Genomic DNA, 20,885 nt, shown 5'->3' on the forward strand with positions numbered 1-20,885 from the left:
CGCAGCGATGCTCCAGATCATCCAAGGTACGTAGCAGACCAAGCATCCATCACGGCAGCCTGCCCGTTCTTCCCCTTCCACAGGAAAGGCTCCAACGAGTTGGAAACCCCGCCCTCCTGGAGCAACTTACTGGTCACCTTCGCGGCTCATCTTCTCGACAGCCTCTCTCCGCCATCGCACAGCTTGACGGACCGCGAAGATTGCCAGGATGGCCATACATGCAGGCAGCCCCCAGATGATGACCACGAACAAATACCCAAGGGATTCCATCCCACTCCCATCCAGGACGAGCTCACATGAGGGTACCGCTCCACTGGTCCAGCGATATTACCTTGGTCCAGTAGAATCTCTGCTCCAAAGAAGCCCCCATTCCGTGACTGTTATTTCCACCGGGACATGCGCCGTCGTGACAGAAAGACTCCCAGTTCGTCTTGTTCTTGGCCTTAAAATTGACGGTTACCGTGCGATCGCGCTGGTTCACATTCAGCACCTGGTACGTCTCGCTCCAGGACCCCACGACTGTCTCGAAATCACCGCTTCCGAACCGAGTCACCAAGCCAAGAGCGTCTCGCCAATTGCCAGGCCTATGCGCCTCATGCCAGGGGGAATTTGCGCCAATCTCTCCATATTTACCCCCGCGTGCAGTTTCGGCAATCGTCTTTTCGAGCTTCTTGTTATGGTCCGTCGCGGCTATCAATCGAACCATCTCGGAATCAGGGCCGAATATGAGCAGGGGGAAGTATTGACCAGCCCCATTAAGCCACATATTGGAGATGTCATACGGCCCTAGATCATTAACAGCATTAAGGAAGCTGGATCCCGTTGGATATCCCTTCGGGTACTGGATCTCACCATAGTAGGTGGGAAGGGCCGAACAGTAGCCTGGCGTCACTGGGTACATAGCACACGAAGGCCTCGAGTCATCTAGTCCGTTCGTGCCAGACTTACCTCCACGCTTACCTCCATACTGACCGCCGTGGCCGCCGCCCCTGTAGCCGCCACTGCCGTCGGATGCCTTGCCGCCCGGGGTGACAGCGTTGATCGGCGAGCTGCCGTCGGCCTTTTCGGAGTGGCCGGTGCCGTCGTCCAGTCTGAGGCCGGTCGGGTCCGAGTTGGTGAGGGGGCTGTTGTTTGAGTACTGGTAGGCGTTGTGCTGGCGGGGGTCGTCGACCACCATCAGCGGGTCGACGGAGAGGAATCGGCCTGCCGCAGGGTCGTATTCACGGGCTCCGAGGTGGGTGAGGCCGGTGGTCTTGTCCTGGGTGCCTCCGACGAAGCCGCGTTCCCCGGGCCAGGCTGCGGGCTGGGTGCCTCGGTCTTCGCCGAACGGCTTGGTGGTGCGCCGCTGGGTCTGGAGCGTGGCCGCGTCGATGGCGGTGGTGCCAGTGTTGTGGTGGTCTGCCGCGACATAGGAGACCTTGCCGTCGGAGGTCCGGACGACGGTGGTGCCGCCCGGCGTCGCGTAGTAGCGGGTGCCGGTGACCTTGTCGGTCGCCGTGTCGCGGGTGAGCTCGGTCGAACCGACGTACAGGGTGATCTTACCCGGATCCTTGCGGGCCAGCCGGTTGCCTGCCGCGTCGTAGACGTACGTGGAGGTGCCTGCGCTGGTGGTGTTGGAGGCGAGTTTGCCTTCGGGGGTCCAGGTCAGGGTCTGGGTGGTGCCAGCGGCGTCGGGGCGGGTGAGGGTGTTTCCGGTGTTGTCGTAGGTGAGGTCCTTGGCGACGGCAGGTCCGGTGCCGGTCTGCTTCGTGGTGGACGTCGGGGTGTGCGGGCGCGCGGAGCCCGGCGCCGGGTAGGTGTTGGTCGTGGTGCTGGTCTTGGCCGCGCCCCCTGCCGGGTCGTGCTCGGTCAGAGTCTTGCGGTTGCCGGTGACGTCGTAGGTGAACGACTGCCAGTAGGGAGCCGTACCGCCGATCTGGCCGGGCTGCGGGGTGGTGTTGGCGCAGCCTCCGATACCCGGGACGCTCGGGCCGGGCTTGGTCGTCGTGGTGCCGGTGTCCGTCCATGCCTCGGCCAGACGGAGCTGGTCGTCGTAGACGAAGCACTGGGTGTCGCGGGCCGAGCCCTGGGAGCTGGTGACCGACGTGACGTCACCGGCCGGCGAGTAAGTGTAGCTGGTGATGTCGACCGGGGTGGTTTGGCCCTGCTTGCCGAGCTCGGTGCTCAGGAGCCGGCCGGTAGCCGGGTCCTGGATGTTGGTGGCGACTACCTGCTTCGGATGGTCACCGAAGGTCGTGCGTTGGACCTGGCCGAACTCGTTGTAGTCGGTCCAGTTGACGTAGTCGGCACCGCTCGAACCGTAGGAGACCGGTAGGCCGTTGCTGTTGCGGACGGTGGAGAGGCTCTCAGCGGGCAAGCCGCCGGCCGCGGGCACCTCGGTGGTGTTCTCGGCCCCGTTGATCGGGTCGTAGTCCGTGGAGGTGGAGTAGGTGCCAGTGAGGGCGCCTTCGCCGGCGGGGACGGTCAGCTTGGTGCCGGTGGGCCGGTATCCGATGTCGTAGCCGGTGGTCTCCTGACGCCACGGCTTGCCGTCCACCCAGCTGGTGGAAGCGGTCGGCTGCCCCGGCAGGAGGGTGTCGTAGTCGTACGTGGCCAGCTTGGGGCCGTCCACCGCGTTCAGGTTGCGGGAGATCGGACGGCCGATGATGTCGTAGCTGTTGAAGACCACGATGCCGCGGGCATCAACCGTGGAAACGGGGCGGTCGGCGGCGTCGTACGTGGTCGTCGAGGTGCCCTTGTCCGGGTCCACTGCCTTGATCTGACGGCCCTGGACGTCGTACTCGTACGTCCAGGCGTTGCCGGCCGGATCGGTGATCCGCTCCAGCTTGCCGTCGGCGTTGTACGTGTAGCGGGTGGCATCGAACGCGCCCTGCGGCGTGCCGCCCTTGTACCGACGCTGTTCGATCTTGCGTCCGCGGGCGTCGGTGACGTCACTGGAAGCCGTGCCGCCCGTGGGCGGGGTGGTGTCGACGCGGTCGGCACCCGGGTAGGCGATGGCGGTGCGCCACTGCTCGATGGCCTTGGAGTAGAACACCTTGGCCACCGGGCGGCCGAGGCCGTCGTACTGGGTGTTGTTCTGGGCCGGCACCATGTTCTCGTCGGCGATGAAGCGGGTCCTCACCGGGTCGGAGTCCTTGTTGACGTACACGCCGGTCGTCTTGAAGGCCCGGCCACGGCTGTCGTAGGCCGTGTCGGCGATCAGGCGTGCGGTCACCTCACCGTTCTGCGGAACCGACTGGACCTGAACCGGCTGCCCCATCGCGTCGAGGATGCTGATGGAGGTGGCGTACGACTCATCCATGAGGAGCGTCTGGGTGGTGACCGAGCTGGTGCCGGTCTGGGTCAGGTCATAGGTGAACACCTTGCTGGCGCTCTGGTCACGCGTACGGCCCGGCTGCCACACGCCGGTGGTGCGGCCGAGGGCATCGTAGGTGACCTCGGTGGTACGGCCGTTCTGGTCCACCGTCTTGACCGGAACCCCACGCAGTGCCTGCAGGGTGGTGGTCGTCGTCCAGTTCTTGGCGTTGGTGACCTTGAGCGTGGTCGCACGGGCCGGTGCGGCCGGCTCGTACGACGTCGTCGTCTTCGCCCCCGCCGCGTCGGTGGTGCTGGTGGCGCGGCCGTAGGCGTCGTACTCGGTGGAGGACTTGACGGTGTACTTGGGCTGGCCCGACTCGAAGCGGTCCAGTTCCTCCGACTTGGTGGCCTGGCCGGGACCGGTGAGCGTGCCGAAGGCCTGGTTGTCGTAGTACGTGCGGTCGCGGCTGAGGGTGTTCGCCGCGGTCGCGGTCACGCCACAGGCCGCCTGGGTCCGGATGGTCTCCGAGACCCGGTCGAGCATCCAGGTGGCGGTGTTGCGGGCGTAGGACGTGGTGGTGCAGATGTCCGGCAGGCCGTCCGCCTGATCCAGAACCCAGTCCTGCATTCCGTACGTGTCGTACTTGACGGTTTTCGAGGTGGACCGCCAGGTCTTGTCGGCGAGCAGCACCTTCTCCTTGGAGGAGCCCTGCCCTTGCATCTGTGCCGTGAGGGCGGGGAGCTTGGTGCCGCGGCTGTGGGTGGCGGTGGCCGCGGAGAGCCACGGCTCGGACTGGGAAACGGTGACGAGCTCGCCGCCGTCGGAGGCGAAGGTCTGCCGCTCACGGACAGTTCCCGCCAGCGGGGTGGTGTCCTTGAGCGTGTTCCCGGCGATCCCGGTGAAGGTGGCGGTACGTGTGGTGCCGTCTGCCTTGACGTCGCCGTCCATACCGCGCAGGTAGAAGGTGGCGGTCTTGGAGACGACGTCGGGTGCGGTTCCGGCGCGGGTGATGACCTGCTCGTAGCCGCGGAACTGGCCCCATGTGCGGCGCTTGTCCTCGGTCATCTCGCTGTCGTCACGGTGCCAGGCAGCGCCGCCGACGTACTCGTAGCGGACCTCCTGCGGACGGGAGCCACCGAAGGGGTCGAGCTCGGTGACACGGGCGACGACGTACTTGTGGAACCAGTCCAGCGTCGGATCCAGCGGGCTGTTCGGGTCCGGGTTCCAGTACACCGGGTAGCAGCGCTTGGCGTTGGAGTCCTGGGCCGACGGCAGGCCCGCGCCGGGAGAGCAGTCCGCGTCGGCGTAGCCGACGTCGGTGATCTTTCCCGTCTCGGACTTGATCTGCGTGATGCGCTGCCGATTGAGGGCCGGCCGGTTGTCGGCGCTCGAGTCGACGCGGTTGTTCAGCAGGGCCCCGGAGAAGACCACCGGCGGGGTGTCCAGAGTCGTCGCACCGTCGTAGCCCGTGCGCTGGAGGGAGTCGAGCCACAGGGCTCGGGCCGTGCCGTCCATCGGGTCGGGGAACGAGTGCTTGAGCGCGTAGGAATCGACGTTGCTGTAGCCGGTTCCGTTCAGAACCTGCGTGGTGATCTTGGTCAGCCGCTTCCTCGTCCAGAACGTGGCCGAGGAGTTCTCACAGGTGCCCGTGGCGGCGCAGTTCTGGTCGAAGGGGACGTCCGGCCACTTGGCGGCGTTGGCCGTGGCCAACTTGGCCGGCGCACAGTCGAAGCCGGCGTCGGGCAGGCAGCGCTCGGAGGTGTCGAACAGGACCTGGGCGGTCGGCTTGACCGTGTCGGCGTCCGACAGCTTCGAACCGTAGGTGATCTTGGCGAGGTTGCCGCCGCGGATGTACGAGGTCAGCGTGCCCGTGGGGTTTGCCGCCGAGGTTCCGCGCTTGTAGTTGTTGGTCTCGGTGTCGTACCAGTGGGTCATCACCCCGCCGCGGGGGTCGACGACGAAGTCGAGGTTCCAGCGCCAGGCCTGCTGGCACCAGGACGCGTCGAAGGTCGACTGGTTGCACTCCTCGCCCGCGTTGTTCCCGTAGACGGGCGTGGTCCAGGCGGAGTTGGTGGCCGGAGCGGACGGGCTGCCGGGCTTGCGGCCGACACCGAAGTAGTACTGGGTGCCGTCGGTCGTGGTGACCTTCCAGTACTCGCCGTTGTTGTCGCCGTTCGCCGCGCCGGTCAGTCGCTCGACCTTCGAGGCGTCGTCGCCCTCCAGTCGCCAGATGCCGGTCGCGTCGTCCTTCACCAGGGTGGAGGACTTGCCGCCGAGCGAGATGGTGGCGTTCTCGCCGCCCAGGCACTGCTCGCTCGATCCGGCCTGACCGTCCTTCGAGCACGGCTTGAAGCTCCGCTCGACGAAGCCGGGCGAGTAGTCCCAGCCCTCACCGATCCACGAGGCCTGGTTGTTCGTCGCGGCGGTGCGGCCGTCGACCGCCTGGGAACTGTAGGACAGCGAAATGCTGGGCTTGGCGCCGCCGAGCGCGTCGGGTACGGCGATCGGATACGACCAGGAGAAGCCGCCCGAGTTCGAGCCACTGCTCCAGGAGCCGGTCGGCGCCAGGCTGGTGGCCGTATAGGTACCGGCCGAGCCACCCGGAGCGGCGGCAACGCCGAGCACGGTGGCTCCGCCCGCGGCGGCCGAGGCGCCGGCCATCCGCAGCTTGCCGCCGCTACTGCTTGCCGCGAGGGGGACCTCGGCGCTGAGGAGACCCGGCCGGTCGCCGTCCTTGGCGGTGGCCAGCGGGGTCTGCGTACGGCACTCCGCGAGCTCGGGAGTGGTCAGCGCGCACTCGGGCAGAGCGACCAGGCGGGCGCGGTGGAGCCAGTCGCCGCTGAACGAGCCCGCGATGTGCGAGACGTCGACGGACACCTTGACCGGACCGGCCTTGGTCACGCCTTCAGCGGGGCGGACCGAGACCAGCATTCCCTGCAGGCCGGCCTTCTCGGCGGCGGCACGGTCCGCGAGCTGTACGGCGGCCTTGCCGCTGCGCGGCGCGCCCTTGCCCGCCGAAGCGACCCAGACCGGAGCATCGCCCGCACGGCTCGGGTCGGCGACAGGTGCCGCCGGGCCCCCGGAGCGTCCCAGGGCGGTGAAGAGCGAGCCGTTCGCCGGAGCGGGCGCGGTCGCACCCAGATCCACCTCGGCCTTGCCGGCCGATGGCCAGAACACGTCCTTCGGAGTCCAGGCGGCGGACCCGTCACCCTTCGCGGCCTTCGCCGCCGGCTTCGGGGCGTTCTTGCCGCGCACGGACTCGGTCTTCTGCAGCGCGCCAGGTGACCAGCGGCGCGAATCCTTCGGTTTCCAGCCACTGGCGGCCTCGGCCGTCCCGGCCCCTACGAGCAATGACAAAACAACTGTGGAGGTGACGAAGATGCGGCGTTTTACCGCAGATCGCCTCCTCATTCCGCGTAGTTCAGGTGGTACCTGCACAGCACGCCCCCCCAGGTCGTGAGTGAATCAACTGGCGAGGGAGCCTAGCTCGTTAGCGAATCGCAAAACATGACTCAATCCGGACAATAGACTCGACCTTGAACTGCTGCGTTCCGAACAATGGCCGAAACTCGGCCATTTGCCTACGCGATGACTTGATAGCAGTGGTCGATTGATCCCACTTACCCAAATAGCAGCCTCGGAATCACTTACTCCGAATCTAAATCTGTCCGTAGCTTGTCGGACGGTGCTGTTAGCGTTCACGCGCAGTTGGAGACACAATCGTATTGGGGAGTTTTGCCGTGGGGGGCATGCAGAGAAGAAAGCGACCGGCCAATCGGCCAGTCGCATTGACAGGGTTGGTCGCGCTGGCCCTGTCCGTGACAGCCGTCGGTGCCGCACCGGGCGCCTCGGCTGCAACGGCAGCCGGCACACCAAGTGCTCAGAGCGCGCAGACGCCGCTGGACCGGCCGACGCCGGAGCGGGAGCGGGCGGAGAACGCCGCGCTGGCGGAGGCGAAGCGGACCGGGAAGCCCGTACCCGTGGCGGCCGCGACGACCGAGACGGACACGGTCGTGGCCAATGCGAACGGCACGCTGGGTCTGACCCGGAGCGTGGCGCCGGTGCGTACGAAGCGTGACGGGGGCTGGGTCGATCTGGACGCCACGCTCGTCAAGGCGCCCGACGGGACGCTGCGTCCGAAGGCCTCGTCGAGCGGCCTGATCCTGTCCGGCGGAGGTACCGCGCCGCTGGCCACTTTGGACCAGGACGGCAAGCAGCTGGTGCTGGGCTGGCCGGAGCCGCTTCCCGCGCCGGTGCTGGAGGGGGCCAGCGCCGTCTACCGCGAGGTGGTTCCGGGTACCGACCTGAAGGTCACGGCTGACGTGGGCGGCGGGATCTCGCAGATCCTGGTCGTCAAGTCCGCCGAGGCTGCCAAGAATCCGAAGCTCGCCAAGCTGACGATGGGTCTCAAGGGCCAGGGCGTCGCCGTTTCCGCCGACGAGCACGGCAACCTGAAGGCCGCTGACGCCTCGGGCCGTACGGTCTTCCGGGCTCCGACCCCGACCATGTGGGATTCCACCGCCGCCGTGAAGGCGCCGCTGGCCAAGGCCTCCAGTACCGCTGCGTTCTCTCAGTCGGTCGTCGGCGCGGTGGACGCTCCGTCCGGTGCGACCGACGCGGGCGGGGGCAAGTCCAGGTCGGACAGTGACGGCCCGGGCAGCTTCGCCAAGAGCAAGCGGCTGCAGGCAGACCTCGGCAAGGACAGCATCGCCCTGGCTCCCGACCGGGCTTTCCTGACCGACCCGGCCACGGCCTATCCGGTGTTCATCGACCCGGCCTGGGTGCCCGTCAGGAAAGTCACCCAGCACTGGGGATGGGTCCAGGAGGCCCTGGAATTCCGGGATGTAGTCCACTACGACGGAAGCGGATGGGATCCCGGTGTCGGCTATCAGCGCTGGAGCTCCCCCAAGGGTCTGGAGCGGTACTACGTTCAGCTCGACACCGGCGACCTGAACGACAAGATCATCAAGAAGGCGGCGTTCTCCGCGACTCAGTCGTACGCCGCCGACAATACCTGCGGGAACACCTACAACGTGGACCTGCACTCCACCGAGCCGCTTCCGTCGAACATCAGCTGGAACAACCAGCCCCGGGACTGGGAGGTCCTGCGCACGTCCTCTCTGAACAGTGCGGGCGGCCGGGGCTGTTCCGGCTCGAGCACGCTCGGCGAGTGGGACGTACGCGACCACCTCGCCGCGAACATGTGGCGTGGCAGCGTTACGTACGCGCTGTTCGCCTCCAACGAGGGCAAGAACGACTGCAACAACGCCCTCAAGCGGTTCAGCCGCACGAGCCTGCCCTACATCTACGTGGAGTACAACCGGCCTCCGCAGGACCCGCAGGACCTCGAAATCTCTCCCGCACCGAAGAACCCGAACGGCAGCAACGGCTGCGGCTGGGTCGGTGCCACGGCCTACGCCGGTATGAGCCTCAGCGCCTGGACCAGCGACCCCGACAACCAGGCCACCAGTGCCCGTTTCATGGTCTACAACACCAATGGCAGCGGGGCGGCGTACGACAGCGGCTTCATCGGAGAGGCGAGCGACAGGCACAAGGTCTCCGCGTATCCCACTGGCCTCGCCGACGGCAACACCTACCAGTGGCAGGTCCAGACCCTCGACGGCGAACTGGGCTCCGCCTGGGTTCAGGGCTGCCGCTTCGCCCTGGACACCCAGCCGCCGTCCGTCCCGGTCGTCACCTCCGCCGAGTACCCGCCGTCCGGGACCCTGCCTGGCTCCACGAAGTACACTGGCCAGAGCGGCACCTTCAAGGTCGCGTCGACCGACACCCTGAGCGGTGTCCAGTACTACGAGTGGGCCTTCAACTCGGCCATCCCCGTCGGCGGCGCCAACCGTATCGACGCCGTGGCGGACGGCAGTGCCTCGATCCCGTTGACGCCCGCGACCTGGGGCACCAACGTCCTGCGCGTCCAGGCCGTGGACCGGGCCGGCAACCGCTCCCAGCAGCAGACCTACACCTTCTACGTCCCCGACAACCCCAACGCCAAGACCACGCTCGGCGACATCACCGGCGACGAACGCGTCGATTTCATCGCACCGGCGGACAACGGCGACCTCATCGTCTACCCCACTGCGAATGACCCGGCGGCCGGCGGGGTTCTCGCCTCAACCAAGGCCAACAGCCCCAGCGGCCTGGGCTGGGGTAACGGCACGCTGACCACCCACCGCGGCGGCAACGGCATCACCATCGACGACCTGTGGGTTTGGCGGGACGGTCAGATGAAGGTGTACCGCAACTCCCTCAGCCCCAACCAGGGCGGTCTCGCCGCTAATGGCGGGCTCTACTTCACCAAGGCCAAGTCAGGGGTCGTCACCCGCCCGGCTCCCTCCACCTGCACCGTGGCAGCCACTGGCGCCCTCTGCACCAGCGACAATTACGCGTCGAACTGGTCAGGCGTCAAGCAGATCCTCGCCATGGGTGACGCTAAACCGATAGCCGACGTCCCCCCGCTCAACGACCTGCTTACTGTGGAGAGCGACAGCAACGGCAGCCGCCTTCTGCTCTTCCAGGGCAAGGGGCCCACCGGCGCACTGGAAAAGCCGCTCGTCCTCGTCCTCAGCCCCTCCGGCTGGGACAACCTCACCCTCATCGCACCCGGCGACGCCACGGGCGACGGCCTGGAAGACCTGTGGGCCCGCGACAACACCACCGGTGACGTCTACCAGTACGCCAACGAAGCCGGGAACCCGGCCGCCCTCGGCGACCACACCAAGCGCACCAAGATCAGCTCTGGGCTCCCCGCCAGCACCTTCCCTGTGATCGGTTCCTCCGGTGACACCAGCGCCGACGGTGTCCCCGACCTGTGGGCCCTCGACGGCCAGCACCGCCTGCGGACCTGGAACGGTGTCGCCACCAGCGGCAAGGTCACCGGCTTCACCGCCGCCCAGACGATGGGCGACGCCCGCATCTCCACCGCGCACTGGAAGCTGAACGAGGACACCGGCACCGCCGCCGACCTCCGCGCCCGCAACAACGCCGCCCTCAGCGCCACCGGCGCCACCCGCGTCGACGACACCGTCGCGGGCTCGGTATCCAAGGTCGTCGATCTGAACGGCACCACCGGCACGGTCACCGCCGCCGGCCCGGCCGTGGACACGAGCAAGAGCTTCACCGTCTCCGCCTGGGCCAAGACCACCATCCCCGGCACCCCGGGCGTCGTCCTCAGCCAGGACGGACAGCGCACCAGCGGCTTCGCCCTCTCCTACGACGCCGACGGCTACTGGCGCTTCGCAATGTCCCGCAAGGACGACGACACCAACGCCTACGACGAGACCCTCACCCGTAACGAGGCGGCCAAGGCCCAGCCCGGCGTGTGGACCCAGCTCACCGGCACCTACGACGCCACGACCGGCCTGATCGCCCTCTACGTCAACGGCACCTACGCCGCCAGCGGCTACCACGCCCCTGGCAACGTGTGGAACGCCACCGGCCCCTTCATCATCGGCCGCGGCAAGCAGACGGGCACCCCGGGCAAGTACTTCGCCGGACGGGTCAGCAACGTCACCGTCTACGACCACTCCACCGTCCCCTCCGCGACCCACACCCAGATCGTCTCCGGAGTCACCGACGCCAAGTGCGCCGACGACCCCTTCGGCAGCAACACCAACAACAACAACATTCACATCTGGGACTGCAGCCCCAACCCCGGAGACTCCCAGCTCTTCGACATCCGCGAGAACGGCGAACTGCGCATCGTCGGCAAGTGCCTGGACCTCTACAACAGCGGCAGGGTCAGCGGCACCCCCGTCGTCCTGTGGGACTGCGACCCCAACGGCGTCCCCAACCAGAGGTGGCTCCCCACCGCCAACGCCGGCTTCTACAACCCGGCAGCCGGCCGCTGCCTCGACCTGCCCGCCAGCCGCACCAACAACGGCACCCGCCTCGAAATCCACGACTGCCACGGCGCCAACAACCAACGCTGGACCGCCACCGGCCTCACCACCCCCCTCGGAGCCGCCGGCTAACCCAGCCCACTCACCGATGGCCCGCCTCCCCCGGAACCCCCGGAAGAGACGGGCCATCGGCCTGCCGGAAGCACGTTCTGGGCCGGCGACCGTGCGCTGTGGTGATCACGGCTTCCTCGTCCTTCTTCTGCGGGCGGATGTGGGCGAGGCTCTCTTCCTCATGCCACAGACGGAGCTGGATCTGGGCGATCCTCATGCCGGTGGACAGAAACAGGCCCTCTTGGGCATGGCGCGGATGTCACAGGCTTCCAGGACCTGCTCGCGCTGCTCGCCCCACGACTGCGAGCCGCCGTCGCGCCTCTTGCTGTACGAGCCGCGATGCACGGTGCGCTGGCCGATAAGGGTGGCGATGTCTGCGACGAACCGGACGGTTTTACGGTGCGGAGGCGGGGGCTTCGGCTACGCCTCGGACTGGGGGAGGCGGGCCAGGGCGTCGGCCAGTTGGCGTACGGAGACCGCGCCCGATTCGGGGAGTCCCGCCTGTGACCAGGCGTGCTGGGCCAGGGCCGTATCGCCTTCGGCGGCTGCGAGGACGTTCTGCTTCGCGCTGTTCTCCGGGACCGGGTCGGTGTCCGGGCCGAAGTCGGCGAGGTGCACGACGATGCGTACCTCGAGCTTGTGGTTCGACGCCATCCGCTCGTTGAGCCGGTACACGCGGACCCGATGGCCGATCAGCGCACGGGCGCGCTCGATCATCGCCCGGCCGGCCTCGGAGTCGCCGCGGTCTGTCCGGATGGGCTGTTCCAGCTCGCCGGAGGTGTTGCGCAGGACCAGTACCCCGCGCGTGCTGGAGGCCTCGACCCGTACGTCCAGCAGCGTGGCGGTGAACTGCTTGGCGGCATCCAGCCGGGCGATGTCCTGGCCGACCGTGTCGCCGAGTACGTAGAGCCCGACGGCGCGTTCGCGGACCCGGTCGGCCCACTCGGCCTCCTCGCCCGGCGGGCACGGTCCGACGGCGTGCACGGCGGCGATGACGAGGTCGAGGTCACGAGGGTTCACCGGTACATGATGTCCGACACCGGGCGGCGCGCTCCGCCCGGCCGGCCCTCGGCTGCCCGCCCTCAGCAGCCGGCTCACCGAGCGCGCCCTGCCCGTCGGTGGACTGGTGGGGGAGTCCACCGACGTCCGACCCGGCCGGGGCGCGGCGCACCGACTCAGCCTCGGTGTTCTTCCGCGTCGTCCGCCGAGTGGATCAGCGCGGCGCGCAGCTCGCGGGTCAGGGAGTCAGCCCGGGGCATCAGCTCCGGGCCGACGACAGACACGATGCCAAAACTTCCCTTGTCGCCCCAGGTGCACAGGGTGTAGCGGCCGCCGCCGGCGGGTGCAGGGGCGGTGAGGTCCATGCACTCCAGCCAGACTCCGCCGGTCGGTGCCGGCGCTGGCGTCCAGGACCTGTTCATCGTCGAGCCCACGCTTTCGGCGCCGGCTCGCGAGGAATCCACGAAGGAGGCCACCAGCTCGCGGGACATTTCATGCATGTCGCCTGTCATCCCGTAGACGCTGATCCGGACGTCGTTGGTCGCGAAGTTGCCGTACGCCAGGGTGAAGGACTTGTAGCCCTCCGGGACCGTGGGGGCGAACACCTCCAGCGACTGGTCGAGCAGGGAGTCCGACAGCAGGCTCATGCCCTGGAACGTCTCCGGGGCGACGACCTCGTACCGCGGATACGCGGTACGCACCTCGTACGCCCACACGCCGACACCGGCCAGACTGCCGAGCACCACCGCGACGGCCGCCAGGCTGAGCCCCAGCTCGCGGCGCGTGGCGGGCGGTACGGGCGGCAGGTCGGGCAGCGGGGAACCCTGCGGGTTCTGCTGCGCCGAATCCTGCAGGGATTGCTGCGAGGGCTGCTCCGGGGACTCATTCGGGGCGGGGTACGCGGCCGAGGGACCGCTCCGGCTCCGGGCGCGGCGCAGCACCCTGCCCAGCCAGACGCGCGGCGCTCCGTGCACCACCAGCCCCACCCACCACAGCCATTGCGGGAGTTCCAGCACCGCCACGGCGACGAGGAACGCGGAGAGCAGGACGGCTCGTACGAACGCCGTCTCGGCCGGGCGGCGCACGAGCGGCACGAGAAGCACCCGCCCGGGCCGGGCCAGTTCCCTGAGGGCCTCGGCGAGCATCGCCCGGCGCACGTCGTCCGGCCGTTCCCCGGCATTCGCCCCGGCCTGCTGCTCCGCGGCACGCACATCGCGTCCGGCCAGCGCCTGGCGCAGGTCGTACAGCTGGGTACGGGTGGTGCTCGGCGGCCTGTCGGTACGGGTCGGCCACCACGGCACGTTCCGCGCCCGGGCCACACGCTGGGCCTCGGGCGAGTCGGGGGCCAGCTCGGCCACCCGCGCGGCCAGGGCGGGGCCCCTGGTGTTGCGGGCCGGGCGATCCTGGAAGTCGGTGCGCAGGCAGAGCTCCGCGTACCCCGTGAGCAGGCCCAGGTGGTCCGGGAACCGCTCGAGGGCGTCCTGGTAGACCTGTTCGGCGCGGTCGTCCTCCTCGTCGTCGTCCTCGCCCTCGTGCCCGAGAGCGAGGACCAGCGACAGCTCGGCGTCCGGCCCGTACGCGTCCAGCGCCGTACGGGCCGCTTGGCGGGCCTCGTCCCACCGGCGCGCGGTGAGCAGCGCGCGGCTTGCGGCCCGGGAGCGCTCGAGGGCTTCCTCCGTCTGCGCGTCCGATGCGACAGCAGCGAGCCCATTGGCATTCGCACTTGTGATGTGATGGTCGGTATCGGCGAGCACTACGACACCTTTCGACACCGTGCCACTTGCCGGAAGTGCGCCGCCATCCACCCCTTCAAGCTGCTTGTTTTCACTTTTGTCGTGCATGGCCGTTCCGTCCCCACCCTCGCTTGCGCGACCGGGCCCCTTCCCGATCGCGCAACTATCGCCTGCAAATGGGAAACCGTCAATCCGTCACATCTGCCTGGGGCAGGATCCGGTTGCACCTTCCGCCTGGCCTCTGGGGGTGAACGCGACGGCGCACGTTTCGAGGACCGCCCACGCCTCGGCACACCCCGCTCCGTACCCCACTCCGTACCCGCTTCCGAGGAGCGCACCTGACCACCCTCGTATAAATTCCCTTATACAAGGGTGGTTGCCCAGAAACGATCGTCAGGGGAGGGGCATATGAGCGGGGATCAGGAGCCGGCGGCCGAAGGCGATCCGGAGACGGAGGTCGTGGAGGCGGAGGTCGTCGACACGGAGGTCGTCGAGGCCGAGATCGTGGAGGAAGCCGATCTTCTCCTGCCGGTCGCGGCCGGCCCCCGGCGATCTCCCCGCCCCCTCCTCGACCGGCACACCATCCTCTATCCGGGGGAGGCCGTCCCCACGGAGGCGGACGCGCCGGCGTACACCCGTGCGGACTTCGAGGTGTCGGCGAGCACGGCGCAGCGCCTGCGCGAGAAGGCTGCGCCCGCCAACACCAACCGCAACTACACGAGCCAGCGCAGGAACTTCGCCGAGTGGTGCGAGGCGATGGGCCGGGTGGCGCGGCCCTGTACGACGGCCACGTACGCGGAATGGGTCGCCGGCCTCATCGCCCGTGAGATGGCGCCGAACACCATCCGCACGTACATGTCCGGCGTGCGGATGTGGATGCCGGAGGACCGGCGGCCGGGGACGACCGAAGCCCGCGGAATGCTGGCCGAATACCGCAAGGAATGGGGCAAGCGCAACCGCGTCCGCAAGGCGCCGCCGATCACCGAGCCGATGCTGCGCGCCATGGTCGACACCTGCGATCCGCGCACGCCCGCCGGGCTGCGCGACCGGTGCGCGCTCCTGGTGGGCCGCGGGGCGCTGAACCGCCGCATCGAGCTGGCCGACCTGGACATCGAGGACGTGGAGGTCGAGGACGGCGGGGTCGACCTGTGGATCGCGTACTCGAAGACCGACCAAGAAGGGAAAGGGGAGAGCACGTTCATTCCGGCCGACCCCGCGGACCCGCGCTACGACCCGGTCTCGGCCGTACGGGACTGGCTGACCTCCCTGCACCGCATGGGAGTGCACGAGGGCCCGCTGATGCGCGCCCTCACCTCCAAGGGCCGCCTCCAGAACCGCGCCGCGGCCACCAACCGCGGCGACCACGTCACCGGCGACGCCCTCAACGACTGGGTCCGCCACCGCGCCTACCTGGCCGGACTCCCCGGCTGGCACCTGGTCACCTCACACGGCCTGCGCCGCGGGGGAGCCCAGGACATCGCCGACGCCGGCGGCGACCCGACCCACCAAGGCCGCTGGAAGCCGGGCTCCACAACGATCAAACGCGAATACCTCGACCGCGCCCAGTCCCGCGCCCAGAACCCGTGGCACCAGGTGCGAGCCGCGCGCCGCCACGCCGCGGAAGGGGACAGGGAGAAACCCGCAGGCGCTGAAGTCTCGCCCTCCGCTGGAACAGCCCCAGCCGCCCACCCGACGACCACGCCTACGAACGTATAGAGCGCTCGGCCAGTGGTTCTCGGCCGAGCGCTCTATACGGGTTGGTGGTGTGGGGTTACGGGGAGTACGGCAGGCTCGCCGTGGTCACCGTGGGGATGCTCCAGCGCTGGGAGACCCCTGTGCCACTGCAGGTCCACAGCACGAAGGTCGTGCCCCAGTTCTGACGACCCCAGGGGACGTCCAGACAACTGTTGGACTGCGGGTTGTAGAGGCTGCCGTCGGCGCGGGGGAGCCACTGCTGGCCTCCCTCACCTCGGCAACCCGAGAAGACGATAGGCGTATTGGCCCCCGTCTGGTTGCCGTTGGCCCCGACGCACTGGCCGTTGATCGTCATCGTGCCGTTGGCGTTGATGTCGAACTGCTGGGCGGGGGAGGTGTTGCATCCCCACAGCTCAGGGAGCTGGCCGTCGCTGGAGTTGTTGTTCGGCGCGTCCATGCAGATGTCCGGGGACGCGGCGAAACGGATCGAGATCTTGGATGCGGCCACCGAAGGGGTGTAGCCCTGGTGGATGGACAGGTTGGCGACGCTTCCCTTGAGCCATGAAGCGGGCTGGCCCTGCTTCTTGTTACGCCCGAGGACGAGCTGGCCGTTGGGCGCCGGGCTGGTGTTCGCCGGGTGGTAGCCGCTGGAGGCCAGTGTGCCGTTGACGTAGAGGCTCATCGCGCCCGTGGTGGAGTTGTACGTGGCGGTGAGCTGCGTCCAGATGCCCTGCTTGAAGGCGTTCGCCGGGGTGGTGGTGTCGTTGCGGTCGTAGGAGGAGGTGTCGCTGTCGCCGCGGGCGATAGAGAAGCGCCACTGCCCCGCGTCCGCCCACACCATGAAGGTGCTGGTGCGTGCGCCGTCCTGGCTGACGATCACGCCATCGGGCTTGTCCAACTTGGCCCAGGTGCTGATCGTGAACGACTGCCGTGTGTCGACGACGTTGATCGGGCCGGTCACCACTGACTTGGCCACGTCATCGAAGGCGCCGACCGGGCGGACCTTGCCATTCACCTCTACCGTCGGATAGGTGACGCTCGATTCGGAGGTGGTGTTGGCGGTGCCCGCGGAGTTCACGGCCGGAATGGCCTTTGAATCGCCGTCGAGGCGCCATTCGATCGTCGGGGTCAGGCCACTGGCGCGGGCGTGGCGGTCAGTGAAGCCCGTCACCGTGCGGATGCCCGCGACGGGGTCGCTCGCCACGCCGGGCCAGACGTACAGCACTCCGGTAGCCGTGTCCTGCGTCCAGAGGTCCGGTACACCGTCGTCGGTAACGTCGCCGTCCGAGCCGACTCGCGCGTAGGTGGCGCCCGTGAAGCCCCCGCCGATCCTCGCGGTGGGCTGCTGAGCCAGGCCGGTCACCGCGAGGAGCCCGTCGCCGCCACGTACAGATGTCTGCATCTGGTACTGGAAGATGTCGCCTGTGGCCCGGTCTCTCACCCAGAGCGCGGGCGCACTGTCACCCGCATCGCCGATGCGCAGCGCGTTGCCCGGGACCATAAGGTCCTTGTCGCCCCAGGTGGTGTTGCCGTCCACCAGAGTGGGCGCGGCCAGGGTCTGGCTGGCCTTCACCGGGTAGAACCAGAGTTTGCCCGCTTCCACCGCAAGCACTCCGGTGGCCTCGGTGATCTCACGGCCGGGTGTGCGAGTGGTCTTGGCCGAGCCGGTCATCGTGATCTGGCTGGAGTACTGCCAGGTGGCGACGGTGCTGTTGTAGCCATCGCAGGAAGGGCTGTACTTCAAGTCGCACTTGGGCTTCGCGACCTTCTCCTTCGTGCTCAGGTCGAAGGAGCCCGGGTTGCCGAGGTTGTTGTCGTAGGCGAAGAGGTCGAAACCGCCCTGTCCTCCGATGGTTGTCGGCTCGCGGTGGACGAAGAGGTCGTCCACGTTGCGGCCCGGGTCGCGGGAGCCGCGGTGGGATACCCGGTAGTCCTTCCAGGTCCGGCCGACCTCCGGCCCCTGCAGGGCGCTGGCAGTCGTACCGCTGGGGATCATGCTGGCGGCGGTGCCGTCGCTGGCCCGACCGTGGGCGATCAGGTTGCCCGCGTTGTCGGGGAGCACGATGTCGGGCCGTGCGTCGCCGCTGGTGTCACCGAAGGCGACGGGGCCCGGCTTCCACGGGACGTAGAAGGAGTACGAGAGGGTCTGTGAGGTGTTGCCGGCCTCGTCGAGGGCCCGCGCGTAGAGGATGTTGGTGCCCCAGTGGGTGGGCTTGACGCTGATGCCGGTGATGTTGAGCGGGCTGCCGCACTGCCGGGTGGCGCCGACGAGCTGGGGGTCGAAGCCGAACTCGACGCAGGCCAGGCCGGAGGTGCGCAGGCCCGAGGGGTTCGGGTCGGAGGCTGTGACGGGAATGCTGCCCGTGTCTCCGAGGCCGAGCTTGGTGATCTGCCCGTTGCCTGCCGGCGGGAACATGGTGGCCAGATCGGTGTCCGTGTAGGTGCTCTGTCCGAGCTGCATGACGGGCGGGGTGAGGTCCGCTGCGAAGTGGCAGGTAGCGCTGCTGGGGCCGCGGAGCAGGCCGTCGTCGCCGTGGGTGGCCCAGGCGTATGCGTGGCCGTCCTTCAGCGTGCCGTTGGGCGTTTCGTAGCGTGCCTCGCTGCCTGTTCCCACGAAGCCCGACCACCCCTGGTGCGCGGTAACGGAAGCGGTCTCGTCCCACACGTTCACCCACTCGGTGAGCTGGCCCTGGTTAGGGCTGCTCACGGTGGAGGCGAGGGTGGGGTTGCTCGTCGTGATCCACCCGTACTGGGCGGCGGTCTCGTTGGCGCAGGCCTGCATGTCGCCGGCGACCACGCGGCGCGGGGCCGGCACGGTGTGCGGGTTCTCCGGCACGCGGGGCGGGAAGTCGTACTGCGCGCTCAGCGTCGCGTCGTACGAGAACCGCTTGAAGGCGATCTTGTCCCCGGTGCCCTCGGGCCCGCGCAGGGCGAAGGCGAGGGGTTTGCTGGTGTCGCGGATCGCATCACGCATCGCGTTGGTGACGTTGAAGTCGACCGGGATGTCGGCATAGCAGTTGGAGTTGGTGCCGTTGCCCGGCACGTCCTGTGCGCCTATCCACTCACGGATCTCGTGGTTGTTCCAGGACACCGAGCCGTCGAACTCCCGCGCCCGGTAGACGTCCACGGAGTACTTGTTCGTGCACGACCAGTCGGAGGAGATGTATTGGCTCACGCGCAGGGTGGCGGAGTTGATGACCGCGCCGGAGAACCCGTTGATGGCGAACTCGTACAGTGCGCGCTCGATGCCCTTCTCGGTCTCCCAGCCCTGGTAGCCGACGCCAGGGTGGTCGCGGTCGGCGGAGCCGGTGCGGTCGAAGTTCCCTGTACCGGACCATGTCGGGGCACTGCCGACCCAGGCGTGGTGCTGCTTGCCGCGGGCCTCCGGTGACCACGAGGGGTCTACGTAGATCGGATAGCTGGTGTTCTCGCCGTCGAGTAGACCGGGACTCGGGGCGAGCGCGATGGCGCCGGTGGCACCCGTGGCCGGGCCGCTGACCTCGGCGCGCGTGACCGGGATCTTCGCGACGGTGGCGGTGGCACTCGGCCCTTGGGCGTTGCTCAAAGCGGGGCCGACGCCGGAGCCCGCTGCCGGCTCCACGCCAGCATCGAGGGCCGCGAACTTGGAGCCGCGGGCAGCCGCCTGACGGGGCTCCTTGGCGGACCACATCAGTGGAGCGGGAGCCCGGAAAGCGGTCTCCTGGCCGGCGGCCGCAGTGAGGCTGCCATCCTGCCCCTGCGCGAGGGTGAGCCCCTTCGCCGTGGTCGGGAAGACCAGGGAGCGCGCGGCCGGGTTGGCGGCCGCGGCGGGGCTGCGGAGGATCACGACGGTGGTGTAGCCGCCCCACTTGGTGGCGGTCACCTGGAGGTCGGTGTCAGGGGCCACGTTCTGGAAGAGCGCGCCGTTTCCGGAGAGCACTGGCTTGGGCAGGGCGCCCGGGAAGGGCGAGGACACCGACAGCTGCTTGCCGTCTTCGGTGGTCATGGTGGCCAGCGGACCCGTACCGCCGCCGGAGATGACCAGTGCGGAACTCGACGCCTTGGGTACGACCGTGCCGTCCGCCCCCGCGGTCAACGTGTCGTCCAGGGCAAGCCACTGCCCCTGCTTGTTCTTCGTGCGTGCGGGCAGCAGGCTCCGCTCGGTGCGCAACTTGCCCTCAGGCGTCACCACCGTTGTCTCGAACTCGGTGGTGAGCTCCGGCACCGGCACGTCCTTGCCGGTCTTTACCGCTTCCGCCCGCGCCTTCTCGGCAGGGCCGGAAGGTGCGGGTGCGGTGGGCGGGCTGCTCACGCTCTGGGGCGCGGCAGGGCTGGGGATCCCGGAAGGCTGCGGTGTGGCCGCCTGCGCGGCGTACGGCGCGGACAGCAACATCGCCGTCGAGAGAGCCAGCACCGCCGTGGCTGATATCGGTCGGATTGACTTGTTCGGCACCAGGTCCGTGATCTGCCTCTTCAGCAGGGCTCGCGGGCCGGGTCTTGACACATTGGACATGCTTGCGCATTCCCCCCATTACATCTGCGTCCCTACACAATCACGAGCAGAGATCCGGGGCACTCTGACAGGAACACGGCTGCCCGGCAACAGGTTTACTGCGGCATCCTTCCTTTATGTCGGAAGTAGCGGCAGAAATCGCGAGGTGATCTTGAACACGCACCTCGAAATCTCTACTCTATTTGGCCGAAACTGGATTGCGGCGTCCGGTCCGAGGAGACTAATGCGGCCAATGACGCCACTCCACGCCGCCTGACCGCAGGCGGATTGAGCGCGGCAAAGACCGTCGCTCAATCACAAGCCCGCCCCGCCAGTGAACTCCACCTAAGCAAAATAGAGTTGACCCTCCTGGTGGAGAAGAGTCGCAACCATGAAGGGAGCCCAGCGAGACTCTTGACCCTCATGACCGAAGCTGAGGGCGGGCGCCGGGACGGCGAAGATCCCTGGGGCGGCTTCCTCCGACACAGCAGGTCACAGTGGGTGTCTGTAGCGGATGGGCACCCTCCGTGCCGCGTAGAGAGGGGCACCGGGTCCATCCCACGAACACTCTTGGCTCGTGCATCCTGGGCATTAGCGAGCCATGGCTCCGTAGGCGATACGACGGCCTTCTCGGCAGGCGCAGCTGTGGCATGTTAGCGGGTTCCACGAAAGGTCCTCATCCTGCCTGGTCGCGCCGCGCGGAGGAGCCATCCCCTCTCAGGGTG

Annotated in this window: 7 protein-coding genes; 2 read left to right on the forward strand and 5 right to left on the reverse strand. The window is 68.2% G+C overall.

Annotated elements, in window-relative coordinates; translation table 11 throughout:
* Positions 1–292 precede the first annotated feature (292 nt).
* Positions 293–6,553, reverse strand: a complete 6,261-nt coding sequence (locus ACWGDE_RS11910; protein WP_453388834.1) for an RHS repeat domain-containing protein — start codon at positions 6,551–6,553, stop codon at positions 293–295.
* Positions 6,554–7,178: 625 nt separating this feature from the next.
* Positions 7,179–7,331, reverse strand: coding sequence for a hypothetical protein (locus ACWGDE_RS11915; RefSeq protein WP_453388835.1), 153 nt, complete (start codon positions 7,329–7,331; stop codon positions 7,179–7,181).
* A gap of 28 nt (positions 7,332–7,359) precedes the next feature.
* On the opposite strand from ACWGDE_RS11915, the gene ACWGDE_RS11920 reads away from it, so the two are divergent.
* The gene (locus ACWGDE_RS11920; protein WP_453388836.1) at positions 7,360–11,283 is read left to right on the forward strand and encodes a ricin-type beta-trefoil lectin domain protein; all 3,924 of its coding nucleotides are present in this window, start codon (positions 7,360–7,362) and stop codon (positions 11,281–11,283) included.
* A gap of 399 nt (positions 11,284–11,682) precedes the next feature.
* Here ACWGDE_RS11920 and ACWGDE_RS11925 read toward each other — a convergent pair whose 3' ends face one another.
* Together ACWGDE_RS11925 and ACWGDE_RS11930 are read right to left on the reverse strand one after the other, a co-directional pair.
* Positions 11,683–12,282 carry a hypothetical protein gene (locus tag ACWGDE_RS11925; RefSeq protein WP_453388837.1) on the reverse strand — a complete coding sequence of 200 codons (600 nt, stop codon included), beginning with the start codon at positions 12,280–12,282 and terminating at the stop codon, positions 11,683–11,685.
* A gap of 155 nt (positions 12,283–12,437) precedes the next feature.
* The gene (locus ACWGDE_RS11930) at positions 12,438–14,015 is read right to left on the reverse strand and encodes a hypothetical protein (protein ID WP_453388838.1); all 1,578 of its coding nucleotides are present in this window, start codon (positions 14,013–14,015) and stop codon (positions 12,438–12,440) included.
* A 387-nt stretch (positions 14,016–14,402) separates the two neighbouring features.
* On the opposite strand from ACWGDE_RS11930, the gene ACWGDE_RS11935 reads away from it, so the two are divergent.
* Positions 14,403–15,710 carry a tyrosine-type recombinase/integrase gene (locus ACWGDE_RS11935; protein ID WP_453388839.1) on the forward strand — a complete coding sequence of 436 codons (1,308 nt, stop codon included), beginning with the start codon at positions 14,403–14,405 and terminating at the stop codon, positions 15,708–15,710.
* A 55-nt stretch (positions 15,711–15,765) separates the two neighbouring features.
* On the opposite strand, the gene ACWGDE_RS11940 is transcribed toward ACWGDE_RS11935, so the two are convergent.
* Entirely contained in the window at positions 15,766–20,082 is a 4,317-nt protein-coding gene (locus ACWGDE_RS11940) for a ricin-type beta-trefoil lectin domain protein (RefSeq protein WP_453388840.1), read from the reverse strand.
* Positions 20,083–20,885: the final 803 nt, after the last annotated feature.

It is taken from the genome of Streptomyces sp. NPDC054956, from assembly GCF_053609185.1.